At 53.2% G+C, this 19,201-nt stretch carries 19 protein-coding genes, 1 tRNA gene and 1 pseudogene; 15 read left to right on the forward strand and 6 right to left on the reverse strand.

The genetic code is table 11. The annotated features are described in order from the left end of the window. Positions 1-179: 179 nt before the first annotated feature. Entirely contained in the window at positions 180-1,937 is a 1,758-nt protein-coding gene (locus tag IEX96_RS02320) for an ATP-dependent nuclease (protein ID WP_188873407.1), read from the forward strand. A gap of 223 nt (positions 1,938-2,160) precedes the next feature. Here the strand turns inward: IEX96_RS02320 and IEX96_RS02325 are convergent, their stop codons facing one another. From IEX96_RS02325 to IEX96_RS02340, 4 genes and pseudogenes are all read right to left on the reverse strand, one after another. Further along, positions 2,161-2,481 carry a hypothetical protein gene (locus tag IEX96_RS02325; RefSeq protein ID WP_188873434.1) on the reverse strand — a complete coding sequence of 107 codons (321 nt, stop codon included), beginning with the start codon at positions 2,479-2,481 and terminating at the stop codon, positions 2,161-2,163. Continuing rightward, positions 2,412-2,973, reverse strand: a pseudogene (locus IEX96_RS02330) (transposase); the annotation flags it as partial. The pseudogene IEX96_RS02330 and the gene IEX96_RS02325, both read right to left, overlap by 70 nt. A 143-nt stretch (positions 2,974-3,116) precedes the next feature. Beyond that, positions 3,117-3,761: a hypothetical protein gene (locus tag IEX96_RS02335; protein WP_150005938.1), complete on the reverse strand. Its 645-nt coding sequence runs from the start codon at positions 3,759-3,761 to the stop codon at positions 3,117-3,119. Between the two features lie 335 nt (positions 3,762-4,096). After that, positions 4,097-4,186: transfer RNA gene (locus tag IEX96_RS02340), tRNA-Ser, on the reverse strand. Between the two features lie 204 nt (positions 4,187-4,390). Here IEX96_RS02340 and IEX96_RS02345 point away from each other — a divergent pair. The 9 genes from IEX96_RS02345 to IEX96_RS02385 all read left to right on the forward strand — a co-directional run bounded on the left by IEX96_RS02345 (position 4,391) and on the right by IEX96_RS02385 (position 13,368). Next, positions 4,391-5,446: a lytic murein transglycosylase gene (locus IEX96_RS02345; protein ID WP_188873408.1), complete on the forward strand. Its 1,056-nt coding sequence runs from the start codon at positions 4,391-4,393 to the stop codon at positions 5,444-5,446. 18 nt (positions 5,447-5,464) lie between these two features. Then, the gene (locus tag IEX96_RS02350) at positions 5,465-6,244 is read left to right on the forward strand and encodes a septal ring lytic transglycosylase RlpA family protein (protein ID WP_150005940.1); all 780 of its coding nucleotides are present in this window, start codon (positions 5,465-5,467) and stop codon (positions 6,242-6,244) included. Between the two features lie 59 nt (positions 6,245-6,303). Further along, a complete protein-coding gene (locus IEX96_RS02355; protein WP_229773474.1) occupies positions 6,304-7,473 on the forward strand; it encodes a D-alanyl-D-alanine carboxypeptidase family protein in 1,170 nt (389 codons plus the stop codon). Positions 7,474-7,513: 40 nt separating this feature from the next. Beyond that, a complete protein-coding gene (tmk, locus tag IEX96_RS02360; RefSeq protein ID WP_150005941.1) occupies positions 7,514-8,152 on the forward strand; it encodes a dTMP kinase in 639 nt (212 codons plus the stop codon). Further along, positions 8,152-9,324, forward strand: coding sequence for a DNA polymerase III subunit delta' (locus IEX96_RS02365; RefSeq protein WP_150005942.1), 1,173 nt, complete (start codon positions 8,152-8,154; stop codon positions 9,322-9,324). The genes tmk and IEX96_RS02365 overlap by 1 nt, the downstream gene beginning before the upstream one ends. 30 nt (positions 9,325-9,354) lie before the next feature. Further along, positions 9,355-10,908 carry a methionine--tRNA ligase gene (gene metG / locus IEX96_RS02370; protein ID WP_188873409.1) on the forward strand — a complete coding sequence of 518 codons (1,554 nt, stop codon included), beginning with the start codon at positions 9,355-9,357 and terminating at the stop codon, positions 10,906-10,908. Next, entirely contained in the window at positions 10,908-11,705 is a 798-nt protein-coding gene (locus tag IEX96_RS02375) for a TatD family hydrolase (protein WP_150005957.1), read from the forward strand. Before metG ends, IEX96_RS02375 begins: the two co-directional genes overlap by 1 nt. A 3-nt stretch (positions 11,706-11,708) precedes the next feature. Beyond that, complete coding sequence (locus tag IEX96_RS02380; RefSeq protein ID WP_150005943.1) at positions 11,709-12,464, forward strand: MBL fold metallo-hydrolase; 756 nt, start codon at positions 11,709-11,711, stop codon at positions 12,462-12,464. Between the two features lie 229 nt (positions 12,465-12,693). Further along, positions 12,694-13,368: a retropepsin-like aspartic protease family protein gene (locus IEX96_RS02385; RefSeq protein WP_188873410.1), complete on the forward strand. Its 675-nt coding sequence runs from the start codon at positions 12,694-12,696 to the stop codon at positions 13,366-13,368. A 19-nt stretch (positions 13,369-13,387) separates the two neighbouring features. Here IEX96_RS02385 and IEX96_RS02390 read toward each other — a convergent pair whose 3' ends face one another. Beyond that, entirely contained in the window at positions 13,388-14,992 is a 1,605-nt protein-coding gene (locus tag IEX96_RS02390) for a pilus assembly protein TadG-related protein (RefSeq protein ID WP_150005946.1), read from the reverse strand. 222 nt (positions 14,993-15,214) lie between these two features. Here IEX96_RS02390 and IEX96_RS02395 point away from each other — a divergent pair, with 222 nt between their 5' ends. Beyond that, positions 15,215-15,865, forward strand: a complete 651-nt coding sequence (locus tag IEX96_RS02395; RefSeq protein ID WP_188873411.1) for a TadE/TadG family type IV pilus assembly protein — start codon at positions 15,215-15,217, stop codon at positions 15,863-15,865. Next, positions 15,856-16,455, forward strand: a complete 600-nt coding sequence (locus tag IEX96_RS02400; protein WP_150005948.1) for a TadE/TadG family type IV pilus assembly protein — start codon at positions 15,856-15,858, stop codon at positions 16,453-16,455. The genes IEX96_RS02395 and IEX96_RS02400 overlap by 10 nt, the downstream gene beginning before the upstream one ends. A 124-nt stretch (positions 16,456-16,579) precedes the next feature. Here the strand turns inward: IEX96_RS02400 and IEX96_RS02405 are convergent, their stop codons facing one another. Then, positions 16,580-16,972 carry a helix-turn-helix domain-containing protein gene (locus IEX96_RS02405; protein WP_188873412.1) on the reverse strand — a complete coding sequence of 131 codons (393 nt, stop codon included), beginning with the start codon at positions 16,970-16,972 and terminating at the stop codon, positions 16,580-16,582. A gap of 157 nt (positions 16,973-17,129) precedes the next feature. On the opposite strand from IEX96_RS02405, the gene IEX96_RS02410 reads away from it, so the two are divergent. The 3 genes from IEX96_RS02410 (at position 17,130) to IEX96_RS02420 (ending at position 19,059) form a co-directional block, all read left to right on the forward strand. Continuing rightward, positions 17,130-18,113, forward strand: a complete 984-nt coding sequence (locus IEX96_RS02410) for a helix-turn-helix domain-containing protein (protein WP_188873413.1) — start codon at positions 17,130-17,132, stop codon at positions 18,111-18,113. Continuing rightward, on the forward strand, positions 18,106-18,279 hold the full coding sequence (locus tag IEX96_RS02415) for a hypothetical protein (protein ID WP_188873414.1): 174 nt from the start codon (positions 18,106-18,108) through the stop codon (positions 18,277-18,279). The genes IEX96_RS02410 and IEX96_RS02415 overlap by 8 nt, the downstream gene beginning before the upstream one ends. Before the next feature lie 144 nt (positions 18,280-18,423). Continuing rightward, positions 18,424-19,059, forward strand: coding sequence for a hypothetical protein (locus IEX96_RS02420; RefSeq protein WP_150005951.1), 636 nt, complete (start codon positions 18,424-18,426; stop codon positions 19,057-19,059). Positions 19,060-19,201: the final 142 nt, after the last annotated feature.

Consider the following 19,201-nt stretch of genomic DNA (forward strand, 5'->3'; position numbering starts at 1 on the left):
GGGAAGATTGCCGCATATGGTGTCGAGCGACGTGAGCGGCCCGAAGCCGACACCGGAGTTGTAGTTGGAACGCTGCGCATGCAAACAGATTAGCTGACATTCACGAGCAAGAGTTGTTTTAAGCCTCTCGTAGGGGCTACCAATTCTGTATGCCGTATAAGGTAGAGTGGAGGGGCCGAATGCAACTGAACGAAGTCACAATCAGAAACTTCAAGGCAATTAAAGAGACGACCATCAAGCTCGCACGGATGACGGTCATCGTTGGTGCAAACGGGTCAGGCAAAAGTTCAGTTTTGCAGGCGCTTCATTGGATGTTTCAATCAGGCAGAAATTTGGCGGTTGGCACAAATGCAGTAAAGAACGGTAACTTCAGAAAATCTGACGGCGCAACTCTTTCTGAGAAGAACGCTACATACATGCCATCACCGGAATACCGAAATGCGGGCCACGGTGCGGAATACGGAAACTTCAAAGGCTCTCCTCAGATGGAGGTCGAAATAAAAGCAACCCCAGCGGACGCAAATGAAGACGCCCTGGCTGCTTCCATGTGGATCAAATCTGCTCGCAATGAAGGCTTGAGCGTCCATGTTCCTTCAAACAACCCATTTGTGCAGTCCTTACGCGATCAGTCCAAGGAATTCAGTTCCTACATCCCTGGACTTGCTGGCATTGCGTCCGTTGAGGAAAAGCGAACCAAACTAATCGTCCACCGTCAGGCGGCGGCGGGCGATGCAAACACTGTCTTGCGAAATGTTCTTCTTCTGCTGAAAGGCATTAATTCTTACGGACAACAAGAAACGGGCTTGGATATGTTGCAGCGGTTTGTGTCCGAAGTTATGGGACAGGTCACCCTGAAAGTCGACTTCATTGAAGACAAACACCAGACAATCCAAGCTTCTTTTCAAACCGAGGTCATGGCCGACGCAGATCCGAACAGGATCAAGCCATTAGAACTCGCTGGGATCGGTTTTCTGCAGGTCATCCAAATATTTGCCTATCTGATATATTTCCGCCCGGTTTTGCTCTTGGTTGATGAGCCAGATGCGCATTTGCACCCAACCGCACAGGAACGGTTGATTGGAGTTTTGGCAAAGGCAGCCAAAGATTTCGGAACGCAGGTTATCTTGACAACACATAGCCCGTCCGTTGTGCGTGCCTTGCCAAATGACGTGCGCGTCATTTGGATGAAGGATGGTGCAGTCCAACCCGACGGAGATACTTCTGGGCGTCAGCTTATGGGATGGGGCTTGCTCGACAAACGCGTGCTGCTGCTTACTGAAGACACCAAGATCAATATGTTGCGCTCTCTGCTGTCGCAATGGCCCGACTTGGAACGCAACGTTGCACTGTGGCCATTGCACGGTTCAGGAAAGCTACTTGATCCAAAAGGGTGCGCTTCACTACAGGTATTATTTGGCAAGGGTATGAAAGTGGCAATCCACCGCGATCGGGACTTTATGATGCCTGAAGAAGCGGAAGCTTTTTCGAAACCGTATTTAGACGTTGGCATTGGCGTTTGGCTGACAAAATACAGTGATGTGGAAGCGTATTGGGCAAATGCCGGGGCAGTAGCTGCGCATTTCGGAATAGGTGTTCAGGCCGCAAAACAACTTATTGACGCGGCGGTCACATCGGCGCAGCAAGAATACGCTGATGTTACCACTCGCAACACCAAGCGCAATGATATCCGAAATAAGATTGCTGAATGTAAAAAAGGTGCAATCGGGGCGTTCAATGATGAACAAGTTGTTCAGGAATATTCGAAAGATGGACAACAGCATGTTGTTTTGGGAAAGACCCTCTGCACGAAGATACGGAAGCAAGCTGAAGCTGAAGGGCACCAAAGCGAAACGAGTTTTGGAAAATGCGTGCCCTCAGGATTGGATCAAGCCATGGCTGACGATTTAAAGGGTGTCATAGAGCAGTTGATAGCTTAACCACCATCCCATCGCGCGAAATCGAGATGCGATTGCCAGTTAATTTTTGTCGATGAACATGTTTGGTTGTAGCCTCTACGAGAACGTCGAATTTGGATCATATTGCTCGAGGTTGCGCGCATGCAGCAATGGTGCACAATCGGCCCCGAATGCCCACCACACAAGTTTTATGCCCGACTACTCACCAAACCTTGGGTCTTCATCCACCTCCGGCCCGTCGCTGTTATGTACCCGTTTCGACAGTCGCACAACGAGACAGACGAAGCGCGATTAGCTTGCGGATGGGCGTTGACACTCTGTCGCGCTCATCTCTTTGAATGCGGGAGACAATATCCGGCCAGCGGGGTATGTGCAGTTTGCCGTTTACAATTTTCATCTCACCAGATTCGACCGCCTCGAACATCTCCCGCATAACATCGACGGCTTCCGTCAGTTCACCCTCGCGGCGCAGTAATTCATTTTCTTTTTCGAGATGCGCTTGTAGCCGATCCGGGCTTTGATGCCGGCCATCCGGGCAAGACGCGCAACCCGGTTCGGGCAGCATGTCTCCCCTTGATCCAGCAGGTCATCATGCAGTTGGCGATATCCACAAACCTTCCCGCTGTTCTTCCGTGCCTGCCGGATAAATTCGGTCTTGCGGACATCTTTCCGGGCCCGCTGGCTCTGCGGATCTTTGAGCCAGGCGTAAAAGCCGCTCGGGTGGATGCGCAGGCAGCGACACATCGCACGCACCGAGAACACGGGTCGATGCTCGGCAATGAACGCGTATCTCACTTTGCATCCATGGCGAAATACGCGGTGGCTTTTTTAGGGTGTCGCGTTCCTCGGTCACCCTGGTCAGTTCGCGCTTCAATCGCCTGATCTCGCCGTCCTTGTCGCCGCCGCCAGACGGCTCCGAGAACTTCTTCTTCCACGCGTAGAGAGAATAAGGGCTTACCCCCAGGCGCTGCGAAACCTCCGGAACCGGATAGCCCCGTTCGGTGATCTGAAGCACCGCGTCACGCTTGAAATCGTCGCTGAAATTGGTCTTGCCCATGATGGCCTCCTTGCCTCAAATTTAGGGAAGAAAGCGTCTACGAATCTAAGGGCTATTCACACCAAAGGGAGCTACACACCGGACTTTTCAAAGGAGCACGTCCCCAGCGATAGTAGGTTAGTTTCATCACGCGAATCTGAACTCTACGATGGGCAGTTCACATTTATTCCGTAAACTCCAAAGTCATCTACTAGTTCGTAATTGTTGTAGGTTATCGAAAAAATTCGATCACCGTCTTCCAGTCGAAGTCCGTCTCCCACGCGCATATTAACAACATGGACCTCTTTGCCTTCCGGGGACCTGAAGGTAATGTAAGGTGTCGTATCAGTCTGACTCGTACCACTAGTCGTACTCAGACCGACAGAATATCTTTCTTTACAAACAGTCGCCCCTTGGTTCATCAGAAGGTTAAAGTCCGATATTTTTGAGTAACTTAATTGATCGATTTGCTGATATTTTTCCCGTGCTGTCGCAGTGAAAAAGTCCCGTCTTAGATTTTCAACTTTGTCGAGTTGAGGTTTCAGTCCGTCAATTCCTTCAAGGAGTTCAGACATCTTGGTTTGCAGCTCTTCGGACGATAACTGGTCGCCATTGCTTATTTTTTTAATCATATCTTCGATGTCGGAGATTGTTCCTGCAATCTCATTTGTTTTTACTGAAAGTGCATCGGCAGCAATTTCAGTTTCTGTTTTCCAGCTTTCAGGTTTGAATTTATCAAATTGATAGGTCCAGACTTCTTCTCCGACCATACCGAGCATGAAGATAGAAAGAGCCAGAACGGAAGACATAATTGGTGCCTTCCGTGCAGAGGTGAGTATATCCTTAAAATGTCCAAAGCGTTTCTTGAAGCCTATCACATTAGGCTTTGAAGTCTTTGACGTTCGCGATCCGATATCGGTTGCCTTTATAGACCTATTGTTCTCATCCATACCTATGCTCACATATCAAAAATTGAAGCCTGAAAGAACCAAGCAAAGCTTGGAATATCTTTATGCCGCGAACGGGACAACGTCTCGATGGAATTGGGATAAAATTTTTCCAACGTGAAGCGAAGCGTATTTATGGGTAAATTAATGGGAAGGTGCTTTGATATTTCCATAACTTATTGATATTATTGAAAATATGGCGGACGGGGTGGGATTCGAACCCACGAAGGGCTTGCACCCTTGCCGGTTTTCAAGACCGGTGCATTCAACCACTCTGCCACCCATCCGCAAGACGCCCTGACTAACCCAATGTTGTGGACTTGCCAAGACCAACATTATGTTTCCGAGCCAAGACTTGTCGGGAAATGCCAACAAGGCTTGCGATCCCCCTATGCAATGTGGACACTGCCGTAAAAGCGCCGCATCCATTGCGCAGGAACGAAGATCGCCACGCCATATGGCGTAAAATGATAAGAGAGGAAAGCCCCAATATGAGAATTTTTGCCAGCATCGCCGCATTTTTGGTGTTCGCTTCCGCAAATCTTGGCGCATGGGCGCAATCCGAGACAGAAGCCATGGCCGAAAAGCCGTCCGTCCCGGTATTTGCCAAATGGTTGGAAGGCGTTCGCCTTGAAGCGCGTGAGCGCGGCATTTCCCAGGCGACCATTGATGCAGCGTTGAGCGATATTCATCCCAATGAACGGGTGGTGGAACTGGACCGCAAACAGCCGGAATTCACCCAGACCTTCGAGCAATATCTGGAAAAGCGCGTCTCGGATATCCGCATCAAACGCGGTCGTGAAATGATGGCAAAGCACCGTGACAGTTTGCGTAAGGTGGCTGAAAAATATGGCGTCCAACCGCGCTTCATCGCTGCGATTTGGGGGCTTGAAACCAATTATGGCGCCTATACCGGCGGCATGAATGTGGTGCAATCCTTGGCGACCCTTGCCTATGATCAAAGGCGGGCTGCATTTTTCAGAAAGCAGCTTTTTGCGGCCTTGACGATCATTGATGAAGGCCATATCGCCGCCGCCGATATGATGGGGTCATGGGCCGGAGCCATGGGGCAAAGCCAGTTCATGCCCACCAGTTTCAATGCCTATGCGCAGGATTTCGATGGGGATGGACGGCGTGATATCTGGACCACCGAGGCCGATGTTTTTGCCTCTATCGCCCATTATCTTGCGTCCCATGGATGGCGCGGAGACATGACATGGGGACGGGCGGTTCTTATCCCTGCCGGTATGTCACCCACCGAAGGGGATCTGGCGCAAACAACGCCACCGAAATCCTGTGGCCGGGCCTTGAAGGCGCACAGCAAATCTCTGGATCTGGCCGACTGGCAGAAGCTGGGTGTGCGCCGCCTTAATGGCGAAGCGCTTCCCAAAGCTCCTTTTGCTGCATCGATGGTACAACCGGGTAGTACAGAAGGACGCGCTTATCTCACCTATAAGAACTATCGAGCGATCTTGAGTTATAATTGCTCAAATCTATATGCTATGGCTGTTGGTCATCTTGCCGATGCCTTAAAAAGCGCTGAATAAGCTATGCGGGGTGGGGGAGTGATTCGTGTTTCAAAGCTGGCAACGCCCTTGATACTGGCGCTTGCTGTGGCGGCATGTGGGGGTGGTCCGCGGGTCTATGCTCCCTCCAGCCCGCCGTCGCCGACTGGCGCCCAAAAAGTAGGCAAACCCTATCAGGTGGCGGGGATCTGGTACTATCCCGCCCATGACCATGATTATGATGAAGTGGGGACGGCCTCTTGGTACGGACCCAAATTTCATGGGCGCCCCACGGCCAATGGCGAGGTATTCGATATGAACAAGGTGAGTGCGGCCCATCCCACCTTGCCTTTGCCAAGCCATGTCCGCGTGACAAATCTGGACAATGGGCGTGCCATTACCGTGCGCATCAATGATAGAGGCCCCTTTGCACGGGGGCGTATTCTGGATCTGTCGCGCCGGGCGGCCCAGCTTTTGGGATTTGAAAAGCAAGGAACCGCAAAGGTGCGCGTGCAATTGGTGCGCAGTGATGGCAGCATTGCCGATGCAAGGAACGCGCCCACCGTTCAACCGCGCCAGATTGCCAGCAATGAACAGGTCCTTGGCCCGCTTTTTGTACAGATTGGCTCTTTTTCCGATGTGAACAATGCCCGAAAACTGCGCCAGCAGCTTTCCGGTATCGGTAAGATTTCCATTGAAACGGCTGACACCCATGAAGGAGTGGTTTACCGTGTGCGTATAGGGCCTTTTAAATCCGAACGGGATGCCAGACAGATGCTTGACCGCGTGTTCAAGCGCGGTTTTTATGGGGCCCGCATCTTCACAGACCGGCTTGGCTGAAACAGAAACTCTTTCGCCGGAATGTCTTTGTAACGTCCAACATGAAAAAGCGCTTTCAAATGATTGTTATAAAACGACTTGCTGCCTTTGTTCTTTTGCTTCTTCCGCTGACAGTTGCAGCGCAGGGGATCGATACGGCGGCGCGCCATGCCGTTTTGCTGGAAGTGGAAACCGGCGATATCCTGTTTGAGAAAGAGGCCAATGCGCCGTTCCCGCCCGCATCTATGGCAAAAATGATGACGGTTTATCTGGCGTTTGAACAGATCAGGGAAGGCGCATTGTCGCTGGACGATACTACAAGGGTGAGCGACGAGGCGTGGCGGCGTTGGGCCGGCAGTGAAGGCTCTTTGATGTTTCTAAGTGCCGGGGAAGAGGTGAGCGTTTCCCAATTGCTGCACGGAATCATCGTATCTTCGGGGAATGATGCCTGCACCGTTTTGGCCGAAATGATGTCGGGCACCGAAGATGCCTTTGCTCTTTGGATGACGGAAAAGGCCGCTGAACTGGGGATGGACAATTCCAAATTCCAGAATGCTTCGGGGTGGCCGGCACCGGATCAATATACCACGGCCCATGATCTGGCTGTGTTGGCGGAACAGACAGTTCGGAACTTTCCGGAGCTTTACAGCTTTTATTCCGAGAAAAGTTTTACCCATGGAACAGATTTCCGGAATGGAAAGCCCATCACCCAATCGAACCGCAATCCGCTTTTATATCGGATGGATGGGGCCGATGGTTTGAAGACCGGCCATACCGAAGCGGCCGGTTATGGCCTTACAGGGTCTGCTATTCGTGATGGCCGCCGCCTGATCGTGGTGGTGGCGGGGCTGGACAGCATGTCGGCCCGGGCGCGGGAAAGCCAATCCTTGCTGGAATATGGGTTTCGGGCGTTTGATACCTATGGCCTGTTCAAGGGCAATGATGTGATCGGTGAAGCGGATGTATGGCTTGGTTCTCAGGGAAAAGTGCCGCTGGTGGTGGAATCCCCGTTGAAGCTGACCCTGTCGCGGCGTGACCGGACCGGACTGAAAATGACCCTGAGCTATGATGCGCCCATCCCTGCGCCCATTGTAAAAGGACAACCCGTGGCCAGCATCGTGATCACGGCACCCGGCTTGGAAGATCGCCGTATTCCCGTGGTCGCCGGAGCAGATGTGGCGCAAATTGGCGGCTTTGGTAAAATCGGGGCCGCATTGAGCTATCTTCTCTTTGGGTCTGCGGGGCAATAATGGCCGCCTTTATGATTATGGCCCACTGGACGATGTTCACATGACCCATGCCCATGGCTTGTTCATTTCGCTTGAGGGCGGCGAGGGGGTTGGAAAATCTACACAAAGCCGAATCCTTGCGGATCGTTTGCGTGCATTGGGGCATGAGGTCATTCTCACCCGTGAGCCGGGCGGCGCACCGGGGGCGGAAGATATTCGCCGCTTACTGGTAACGGGGGAGCCGGGCCGTTGGCATCCCATGAGCGAAACCCTTTTGCATGTGGCTGCGCGTGTGGAGCATGTGGCAAAATCCGTGCGTCCCGCCCTTGATCGTGGCGCTGTGGTGGTCACCGACCGGTATGTGGACAGCACCCGCGTTTATCAAGGGATCTTGCAAGGCATTGGCGGGCCGGTGGTGGATGAACTGCACCGCATTGCTCTTGGGGATTTGATGCCGGATCTTACCCTTGTGCTGGATCTTCCCAGTACACAAGGACTGGCCCGCGCCAATCGCCGTTTGGGGGATGAGGATCGCTATGAGCGCATGGGCGATGCCTTTCATGCCCGCTTGCGCGATGCCTTTGTTGCCCTTGCGCGAACCCATCATGAGCGCTGCCGTTTAATCGATGCCAGTGGAACCGAGGAGCAGGTGGCGCAAGCGATCTGGCCCCATATACAGACATTGGTGAGCACACGATAATGGCTCCTCGACACACCGCCGTTCCGGACCTCGACCCTTTGGACCCACGCCTTACTGAACATCTGGTGGGCCATGAACAGGCGGAGCGCGCCTTTCTTGACGCCTTCGCCTCAAGGCGGATGCATCATGCGTGGCTTATTACCGGCCCCAAAGGCGTGGGAAAGGCCACATTGGCGTGGCGCATTGCCCGTTATCTTTTGCGCGAAAGCCAAAAACAGACGGGGCAGGCGCAGCAACAGGCCATGGGCCCGTCCTTGTTTGGCGATGACGAGCCAATCAAAGAAAGCCAGGAACCAGCCCAATCCCTTGAAATGGCGGCAGAAGATCCGCTGTTTCAACGCATTGCCAAAGGCGGGCACGGCAATCTCATGTGCATAGAGCGCGGCTGGGATGAGCGCAAAAAGCAATGGCGCGGCGATATCCTTGTGGATGATGTGCGCAAGGTGCAGGCCTTGTTTGGTAGAACCGCTTCCGAAGACGGGTGGCGGGTGTGTATCGTCGATAGCGCGGATGAACTTAATCGTAATGCTGCCAATGCCTTATTGAAGATACTTGAAGAACCACCCGAAAAGGGATTGCTGTTGCTTGTGGCCCATGCACCGGGTCGGCTTTTGCCCACAATCCGGTCGCGGTGCCGCAAGGTGGCGCTGCAGCCTTTGCCCGATACGGGGGTCGAGGCTGTGTTGCAAAAAGCCTTTCCGGATATGGACCCGTCAGACTCTTTGGCATTGGCCCGCCTGGCTCAGGGAGCGCCGGGGCGGGCCGTAAGCCTTGCTCAGGGAAAAGGTCTTGTCCATTATCGTGATCTGGTGGCCTTGCTGAAAACCATGCCGGGGATTTCCATCCCCGATGCCTATAAATTTGCAGGCCGTTTTGCCCTGAAATCTGCAGATGCCGATTATAAAACCGTAACGGCTTTGCTTTTGATGTGGGTCGAAACAATGGTGCGCGCGGCGGGCATTGGGGAAACGGCTTTGGAAATCGTTGAAGGAGAGGCGGCCATAAGGCAACGCTTTATCTCTGCACTTGGCCTTGATCGTTGGGTAGAGCTGTGGGAAAAGATGGGCCGCCTGATTATGCGAGCGGATGCGGTGCATCTGGATCGCAAACAAGTTTTGATTTCTCTTCTGATGATGCTGGATGATGCTGCGCAAGGGCGATTCTCTGCGTAACATCCATTCGGATCGAGACAAGGGTCCGCCATGCCGGAGCGCAAAAGTTATTATATCACCACGCCGATTTATTATGTGAATGACGTCCCGCATATCGGCCATGCTTATACAACACTGGCCTGCGATGTGCTGGCGCGGTTTAAACGGCTGGATGGCTATGATGTGATGTTCCTGACCGGAACCGATGAACATGGCCAGAAAGTGGAGAAATCCGCCGCCGCTGCAGGGGTGGACCCCCAGAGCTTTTGCGATCGGGTATCAGGGCGGTTCCGCGAACTTGCCGCCAGCATGCATTTTTCCAATGACCAGTTCATCCGCACAACGGAAAGCCGGCATATCCAGTCGGCACAAGCCCTCTGGCAGCGCATCAAGGCCAATGGCCATATCTATAAAGGCGCTTATAGCGGTTGGTATTCGGTGCGCGATGAAGCGTTTTATGCGGAATCCGAACTGGTTGATGGCCCCGATGGGCAAAAATGTGCGCCAAGCGGAGCGCCGGTGGAATGGCTTGAAGAACCAAGCTATTTCTTTCGCTTGTCCGAATGGCAAGAGCCGTTGTTGCAATTCTATGAAGACAATCCGCATTTCGTGCTGCCCAAAAGCCGTATGAATGAAGTGGTGAGCTTTGTGAAAGGCGGCCTTCGGGATTTGTCTATTTCACGCACAAGCTTTAATTGGGGAGTTCCGGTGCCGGATGATCCCGATCACATCATGTATGTGTGGATCGATGCCCTGACCAATTATATCACCGCCTTGGGATTTCCCGATACGGAAAGCGCCGATTATCAACGCTTCTGGCCCGCCGATGTGCATATGGTGGGCAAAGATATTTTGCGCTTTCATGCGGTTTACTGGCCGGCATTCATGATGGCCGCTGGGCTGGAGCCGCCAAAACGGGTGTTTGCCCATGGCTGGTGGACCAATGAAGGCCAGAAAATTTCCAAATCCGTGGGCAATGTGATCGATCCATTTGCCCTAGTTGAAGATTTCGGGCTGGATGCTGTGCGCTATTTCCTGATGCGGGAAGTGCCATTCGGCAATGATGGCGATTTTTCCCGCGAAGGGTTCATTAATCGTTGCAATGCGGACCTTGCCAATGACTTTGGCAATCTGGCGCAGCGCTGCTTGTCGATGATCGCCAAAAACTGCGATGGGAAGGTGCCAACACCCGCGGTGCTTGCCGATCAGGATGTGATGTTGTTGAGCGATATCAACGCCGTTCTGAATGAGGTGCGGGTGCATCTGGACGATCAAGCCATTCATCAAGCGCTTGAGGCCATCTGGCGGCAGATTTCCCGTGCCAATGGTTATGTGGCTGCTGAACAGCCTTGGGCATTGAAGAAAACCGATCCTGACCGGATGGCGACCGTCCTTTATGTCGCCGCCGAAGCGGTGCGGAATCTGGCGATTTTGGCGCAAGCGGTGATGCCGGACAGCATGGAAAAACTGCTGGATCAGCTTGGCATAGACTCTCGGGATCGCGGTTTTGATCAATTGGGAGAACAGGGCCGGCTGAAATCGGGCATGCCCTTGCCCAGCCCTTCGGGGGTGTTCCCACGCTTGAGTGAAAAAGAGGCAATGTGATGCTTGTAGATAGCCATTGTCACTTGAATTACGAGGGGTTGAAGCACGATGTTGATGCCGTGGTTGAGCGTGCGCGGCGGGCGGGCGTTGGTACGTTTCTCAGCATCAACACCAAGTTGCGGGAATATGAAGAAATCACGGCGCTGGTAGAACGCTTCCCCGATGTGTTTGGCACCGTGGGCATCCATCCCCATGAAGCAGAGAATGAAACCGGTATAGGCGCGCAAAGCCTGATCGAGCGGACGCAACATCCCAAGATCGTCGGGATTGGCGAAACCGGGCTTGATTATTTTTATGATAACGCCCCACGGGATCTACAAAAGATCAGTTTTCTGGAACATATCGCTGCGGCGCGTGAAACCGGATTGCCGCTGATTGTGCATACCCGCGATGCGGAAGCCGATACCTATGAGATCATGACGCAGGAGCTTGAAAAAGGCCCCTTTAAAGCGGTGATCCATTGTTTTACCGGCAGCCAGCCCTTTATGAAGCAGATGGTGGATCTGGGATTTTATATTTCCCTATCGGGCATTGTGACCTTCAAAAAGGCAACGGATCTTCAAGAGACGGCAAAACTGGTCCCCGATGACCGGTTGCTGGTGGAAACGGATTCGCCGTTCCTTGCCCCTGTGCCTTATCGCGGCAAAACCTGCGAGCCTGCATTTGTGGAGAAAACAGCGCGGTTCGTAGCCGATTTGCGCGAGGTTGATTTTGACCGGCTGGCCACACAAACCACCGATAATTTTTTCCGTTTGTTTTCCAAGGCAGAGCGTCCGCAAGGGGGAGGGGGCGTTTAAGCCATGCGCATCACCATCCTTGGCTGCGGCACCTCTACCGGTGTTCCACGATTGCCCAATGATTGGGGGACATGCGACCCTGAAAATCCGAAAAACCGCCGAAGCCGCGCCTCCATATTGGTCGAGCAAGGCGAGACGACGCTGCTGGTGGATTGCGGCCCTGATATGCGAACGCAATTACTGGCGGCGGGTGTTCAGCATCTGGATGGGGTTCTGATCACCCATGACCATGCAGACCATACCCATGGCATAGATGATTTGCGCGGCTATTATATGGAGCGCAAATCGGAAATCCCTGTCTATGCTCCGACCGAGACGCTAAAAAGGCTGCGTCATCGCTTTGATTATATTTTCAAATCCCGCCACGGCTATCCATCCATTTGCAGCGGCCATGAAATCACAGGTCCGGTAACCATTGGCGACATCACCGCTATTCCTTTCTGGCAGGAACACGGGCCGATCTATTCTTTAGGGTTTCGCTTTGGGGATATTGCCTATTCCACCGATGTGAATGCGTTTCCGCCGGAAAGTTTCGAGGTGTTGGCAGGGGTGAAAGTCTGGATCGTTGATGCCTTGCGCCATAGACCGCACCGCACACATTCGCATTTGGACAAAACTCTTGGCTGGATCGAACAGATCAAGCCCGAACGCGCTATTCTCACCCATTTGAGCAATGACATGGATTATGCGCAGCTGCGAAATGCCCTGCCTGATGGGGTCGAGCCCGCTTATGACGGATTTGTTCTGGATATTGTCTAAAAACACATATCTTTCAGAAAATATATATAAAACAAATGACTATAGAAATGGTGGTGCATTTTTGGTGGGGCATATTGGTGCCTGCCTCTTTTTTCGCCATCGCTTTGGGCTTTCAAAGCCGTGAAGACTTTCCTACATCTTGATGATGCCCAGTGATCCATGGAGACAAGAGCACCTTCCCAAAAGCCGCCACCTGTCAGGTGGGCGCAGCAAGCCTCGTAAGGGCAAGATGACGTTGCAATTGGCTTTTTGGCTGTTTGGTATCGCATTTTTGCTGTTTGCGCTGCGCTGGCTTTTTCCCGGCGTGTCGATCAATAGCACCGGTGAGGTGTTGGCTGTTGCAACTCTGGTGACCATCGGCGGTCTGATTGTCCTTTCCCTGCGCCTGCATTATCGGGATTTTTTCCGCAATGTGGCCATCTGGTCGGGAATTGTTTTGGTATTGGCGGTGGCCTATGCGTTTCGCCATGAGATCGGCATGGTTGCGGATCGGGTGGCGGGGGTCGCCACAAGCGAGCGCGGTTATAGTGCTGGCGATGCCATGGTGTTCGAGCGTGATCGGAACGGCCATTTTCTGGTGCGTGCCGATATTTCAGGCAGAGAAATCACCTTTTTGGTCGATACCGGGGCAAGCAATGTGGTGCTATCGCCAAAGGATGCGCAAAAGCTGGGCATCAATCCGCGCCGGGAACAGTTTTTTGAACGGTATTATACGGCCAATGGGGTGGTGATGGGCGCACCGGTTATTCTGCCCCAAATCTCTATCGGCGATCATATTCACATCGAAAATGTGCGCGCCAGCGTAACGGAAGGGGATTTGCACATGTCCTTGTTGGGCATGTCGTTTCTTAATCGTTTGGGTGGCTTTGAAATTACGGGGGAGCGCCTGACGCTCCGCCCGTAGCTGTTTCAAACATCATTGCTTATCGGCTGAGATGCAGATTGGCCAAATCATTGCCGATCGTACGGAAGGCCGACTGCAATTCCGCATTGCTGGGCGCCAAAAAGGCATTGGCCGGGCGGGAAGCGCAGTCTCGGTAAATGCCGCGCAAGCGTGTGGAATTGCTATTCGTGCTTGTAGCGACAGTGCCTAAGATAACCGTATAAACTTCAATACGATCCCGGCCATTTTTACCGCCTGCTTTCATGGCGTGGCAGATTTTTTCCATACGTTTATCAAATTCGCGAACGGCCGTGTTGCGACTTGTGGTGCCCAGCCGTCTTTCGGATAAACGGCCATAGGCCGTATAAGCACCTGAGCCTATTTCGTTGGTTCCATCGGTCATCATGATCAGGGCTTTGATGGTTTCCGGGTCGTTATAGGGCACAGCATTGGGGAAGGGCGGGTCGGGGTCCAACATCCGCCAGCCCCATATCAGGCCCTGATTGCCAATTGTGTAGCGTTTTGTCGTCAATTGCGTATCGATATAATTTTCAAGCGTAGACCGTGTGCCGGTAAATGGAAGAACGCGGGATGGGCAGTCTTTATTGGGGCCACTTGATGTTCCATTGGGTAAGCTAAGTGGATCCCCGTCCGTTCCTTTACCATCACGATAAGCATCGTCATCATCTACATAAGGGATGTTAGCAGGAGCTTTGAAGCCGGGATTGCTTGGATCCATATCCGGTCCAAAAGGCAGTTGCCGATATCTATTTTGCTCCCAACCTGGCGGATTACGTCCCGTATCCCAATGAGGATAGATATAAGGCTTCCACTTCCCGCCAACCTCTACCGGAGCCAGATTGGAATCATAAGCATCGGCTTCCAGAACGGTTTTGTCAGTGCTTAAAATTCCGGGGGTAGAGCGGGCTTGTACACATCCACCCCAGCGCCGCCGCCAATCGGTATGGGTACGCAAGTCTTCGGGAAGATACGACCAGTCGATAAAATCATCACCCAGATCCCCTACATTTACGGCTTGCGCATAGGGTACAATGGCAATGGACAGTTTCGAGCTTAATGTTTCCACGCCAAACAAGATATCCACCAAATCCCGACTGGCCCGGCGCAGAGCACCAATTTTCCCACTACTATTCATGGAGCCGGTAACATCCAGCACCATGGTAAGCTGAAGGCCAAGATTCTCGCGGGTCACTTCAGAGCTGGTGGCCACTTCAAACTCGTCAATGCCTACAAGTTTCATGAACAAGGTGGGGAGGGAGGCTGAGGCGGAAACACGCAAGCGTTCCGGCTCGCCTTGTATCCGGATCGGTTCGATTATAAGTTCACCGATCTCGGCGCCCATCAATCCTTGCGGCAGATTGGCGTCGAAATAGGCCTGAACATCCGCATCACGTGTCGGCAGATTAAAGGCCCGTCCGCCTGCCAAAGCAGCCGCATCAAGTGCTGTGCTTAATTGCGAACGAAGCACAAAGCCCCGGGCAATATCGGTGGCTCCCCCAACGGAAACAACCAGGGGGATCAGCGATACCGCAACCCAAGTGAGCATGGACCCGGATTTGTTTTTGACAAAAGGGTCTCGGTCCGGTTTTTGCCGTAAAAGCCCCGTCAGACTGCTTGTGTTCAAGAAGCGTTGCTTGAAAAGGCCGCCTATATTTTTCCACAATGCCACGATCACGCTCCAGGTTAAGCCAATATCCCAGAGTGACCCTGACAGCAGTTCTTAAAAACTACGTTAAGAGGAACATCAGAATTTATAAGAAATTTAAGCATTCAGAAAGACAATATTAGAGACTTTGTGGAACTGTTGGGTCTTATTTACTGAAATATGGGGCTTGGGATTTTGGATATGACAATGATGCATATGCCGGGCGTCAAATGCTTTTGTCGAGGGCTTGTCGATCGCTGGATCAAGGATCGTAATGGGGCGGCCATAGTCGAATTTGCCTTGGCCTTTCCCATCGTTATCGGTTTGACCATGGGAATTGTTGAAATGGGGCATATCGCTTTTGCCAATGCCACGCTTGAAGGATCGGTCCGGGAAGCCTCGCGCCGGGGGGTGACAGGGTTCGCGCCGGATAGCAGCTCCCGTGAAGACTATGTTCGCGGGCGGGTTATAGAATTGATGGAAAAGTTTTCCCTTGACGGGCCCGTGGAAATCGAGACCCAAACCTATGACAGCTTTGGCGATATTGGTGAGCCGGAACCGTTTGCCGACGAAAACTCCAATGATAGCTACGATTTGGGTGAGTGCTTCTCCGACATCAATCAAAATGGTCAATGGGATTCGGATATGGGGATGGCCGGCCTTGGTGGTGCGGGGGCGATCGTGGTGTACACCGCCAATGTCAATCTTCGGCTTTTAACGCCCGCATTTGCTTGGTTCACCGGCTCTCAAAACGGATCTGTTCGGCTGAGTGCATCCACAGCGGTGCGAAATGAACCGTTCAGTCTCGTTCAACAAAATAATGCCGCAGGAGCGCCAACCATATGCAGTTAATGCAGCCTTTGACGATTCGCTTTCGGTGGCTCTGGGCGCAACGGAGCGGCTCGATCCTTGTGGAAACGGCGCTGGTGCTGCCCATTTTGCTGCTTTTATTGGCCGGGGCTTTTGAATTGGGGCGTTTCATGCTGGCAAATCAAAAGGTGTCGGCCTTGGCGGCTTCAATGGCAGATATGATTTCGCAGGCAGATCAAGGGATCAGCGAAAGTGAAATCAATGATGTTTTCGGTGCCATCGAGCATGTATCGAAACCCTTTGATGTAGGCACCGATGGCCGGGTGATCGTCAGCGGCGTCATCGGGACCAGTGGAAATGGAAATGTGGTGAACTGGCAGCGCTGCGCTGGCGGCGAATTAAGCGTTAGAAGCCAGATCGGCACGCAAGGGGCGCGGAATGTTACCTTGCCAGGAAATTTGGATTTACTCGATGGGGACATGGCCATCGTGGCTGAAGCCTCGTTCAATTATGAACCGTGGATTTTCTTTGGTTTTTTTGATCCCCAGACTTTGCGCTCCAGCGCCAGCTTCCGCCCAAGATTCGGAGCGATGGACACTGTCACCAATGATGCACCGGCCAGCAACTGCTGAGAGAATGGTGGCCTGTGGTCGCTGCGAGGCTGTTGTGAATCTATGAAGCTTTTGGGGGCATTGGGGCTGTGTTGCCAAGGGTGCGCACAGATCACGTTCAGCCTTATAATCCAGGCAAATAATTTTACATAATATAAACCATATCAGCTTTTTGGTGCTCCACATTAAGACTGCCTGTCGCTGTCGGATTGCTTAAGGCTGTCAATGAGATAGCCGCTATCCCTGCCGCCGTCGCCGGACCACGAAGGGAGCGTTTAAGGTCTTTCATAAGAGCCTGATAGACAGACCGGCTTGCGGTGTCGCGGCAACGCCACATAGACAGATCTAGCAGGGCCTCACGTGCATCAATGCCAGCCAGTTCCGCAATGCGGACCATGGTGGCGTCACCCGGCCATGACCGACCTGTACGCATCTGGGAGATAGTGGCTTGGCTAATTCCAATCCGCTTTGAAAGTTGGTTATCAGAACTTAAGCCTTGATGCACTTTTGCCTGATCTAAATACGCATTGATATCCATTTTGAAGCCTCTCATTGCTGGCCGTTAGTCGGTTATAATAGCTTAAAATCGCCTTAAGGCAAAATATTGGTTTTCCATATGAACTGGCAATGAACTGTCGGGTTGACAATCATTCTAACAATATAGCTTATTACAGTTGACTGTAACGGAGATTGTAATGAGCGCTCACCTGATATCGCCAGCTTGGCGCGCGCAGTTGCCAGCCATGAAAAAGCTTGTACTGCTGAAGCTGGCCGATTGTGCCAACGATGATGGAACGTCCTGCCGTCCATCAATCGGATCAATCGTCAACGATTGCGGTGCATCCCGGCGATTTGTCCAACAGACACTACGTGATTTTGAAGATATGGGCTTGCTTGCTTTGGTTGAAGCGGGTGGTCGAGGTGCGAAGGGTGCGCGAGCGAATGAGTGGCGCATAAATCTGGACATATTGCACGGGCTAGGGGCGCACCACGTGCATGGGCGCACCACGTGCATGGGCGCACCTGACGACACAAAGGGGCGCACCACATGCGCCCCACCCCTTAAAAACCCCTTAAAAGAAAAAAAAGGCGCGGGCGCGGGCGCGCCCGAAGAACAAAAGGGCGGCCCTGTTAACCCGGCTGACGCCGGGGGGCCGAATTTTTTTGATCCAGAGGCCATTCGCGAGGGCATGAGAGCGTGGGCAGATGAGCACCGGCCAGATTTGACATTTGATGCCACGTTTAGCGCTTGGGTGGACCATTTGGCGGCGCATGGCATGGAATGCCAAAGCGAAAAGCAGGCAATCGGGTTAGCTCGCGGATGGTTCCGCAGGGCATCCGGGCGGACGCGGCGAGCAGGCGCGGATAGTGCCAATCCGGTTAAAATCGAGCCAAGTTTCACGGTCCATCCGAGCGTGACCGATCAGGACCGAGCGTTATGGCAGGCCACAGCCGAGCGGATCAGCCAGCAGATCGGGCCAGATGCGTGGCGGCGGTGGTTTTCTGAAATCCCTTTTCTTGGCGTGGCAGGTGATGAGGCCGCGCTTATCGTCGATCCAGACGGCTTCAAGGCTGACTATATCCGCCGACACTTTCTAGGGCTGGTCGAGATCGAGATGTCCGCCGTGATGGGCCGAAAGATATACCTAAAACTTCAAGGAGAAACAGCGAATGCATGAAGCACTGCGAGATTTTACCGCCAGCGTGGCCGCACTTGAGGGGGCGAGCAGCCCGTTTCAAGCCGCGCCACTGGCAAAGAAGGCCCTTCGACAAGCCGTCGCGGTAATGCGGGCCTATGAAGCCGAAATTTCCGCGCTTCGGGATCGAATGGAGGGGCGGGGGTGAGCACATCATGGACAATGGAATGCCCGGCGTGTGGTGCAGATGCGTTAGCGCGGATCAACAGCAAAACTCGCCGCGTCACGGTTCGGTGCGGCGCTTGCCCGGTGGACTGGGCGACGCTGACACGCGAGGCGAGCCGCGCCGCCCGTGAGCAAGACACAACAACCGAAACCGAAACAGAGACCGAGGTCACAGAAAATGCCATTCAGGAAGAACAAGAAACAGGAAGAAGCACGAGACGCGGAAGCCTTCGAGAGCGAATTGCCGCCAGAAAACGAGCAGCCGGAGGAGGCGCTTGAAGGCGAGGTTATTGCGCCGGGCTCGCCGGAGCCTGATTGGGACGGGCTGGACACCGGGCCTATCGTCATGGACACGGACGGCGAGGATGATCCAGATCCAGAGGACGCGAAAACGGCGTTGGCGAAAAAGGGATTTAGGCTGCTGGTTGTTGCCGGGCTGAGGGGCGGATCATTCGCGCATGAAATGACCACAGGCTATCCGCTCAATAGCCTTGATTTGAGACAATATGGCGACCTGACGGCGGCCGGTCTGGATCAGCTATTCGAGCGCCTCAATGGCCTACCGGCAACCCGTAAATATCTGGTCTGGATGGCCAAGATCGGAGATGCAGACAAACAATGGGGAGACGTTGTGGAACTGGTGAAAATGGTGGCCGGAACGCTGATCATGGAACGAGCGCTTATCCGTGACGACATCGAGGCCAAGAGGGCCGCGAACGACAATGCCGCCGCCAATAGCGCAGATGGAGACACGGCGGCATGACACGGGATGCAGAGTGCCGACTCATTTTAGGCTTAAGGGGCGGCGGCAAGAGCACCACGGCCAAAGCCCTTCTTGAGGGTTGGCCGGGATTCTGACGAAATCCGCCATATAAGCCCATAACTGGCTGATTTAAAACACAAAA

Origin of the sequence: Iodidimonas muriae (genome assembly GCF_014647255.1) — a bacterium.
GTDB classification, from domain to species: Bacteria; Pseudomonadota; Alphaproteobacteria; order Sphingomonadales; family Rhodothalassiaceae; genus Iodidimonas; species Iodidimonas muriae.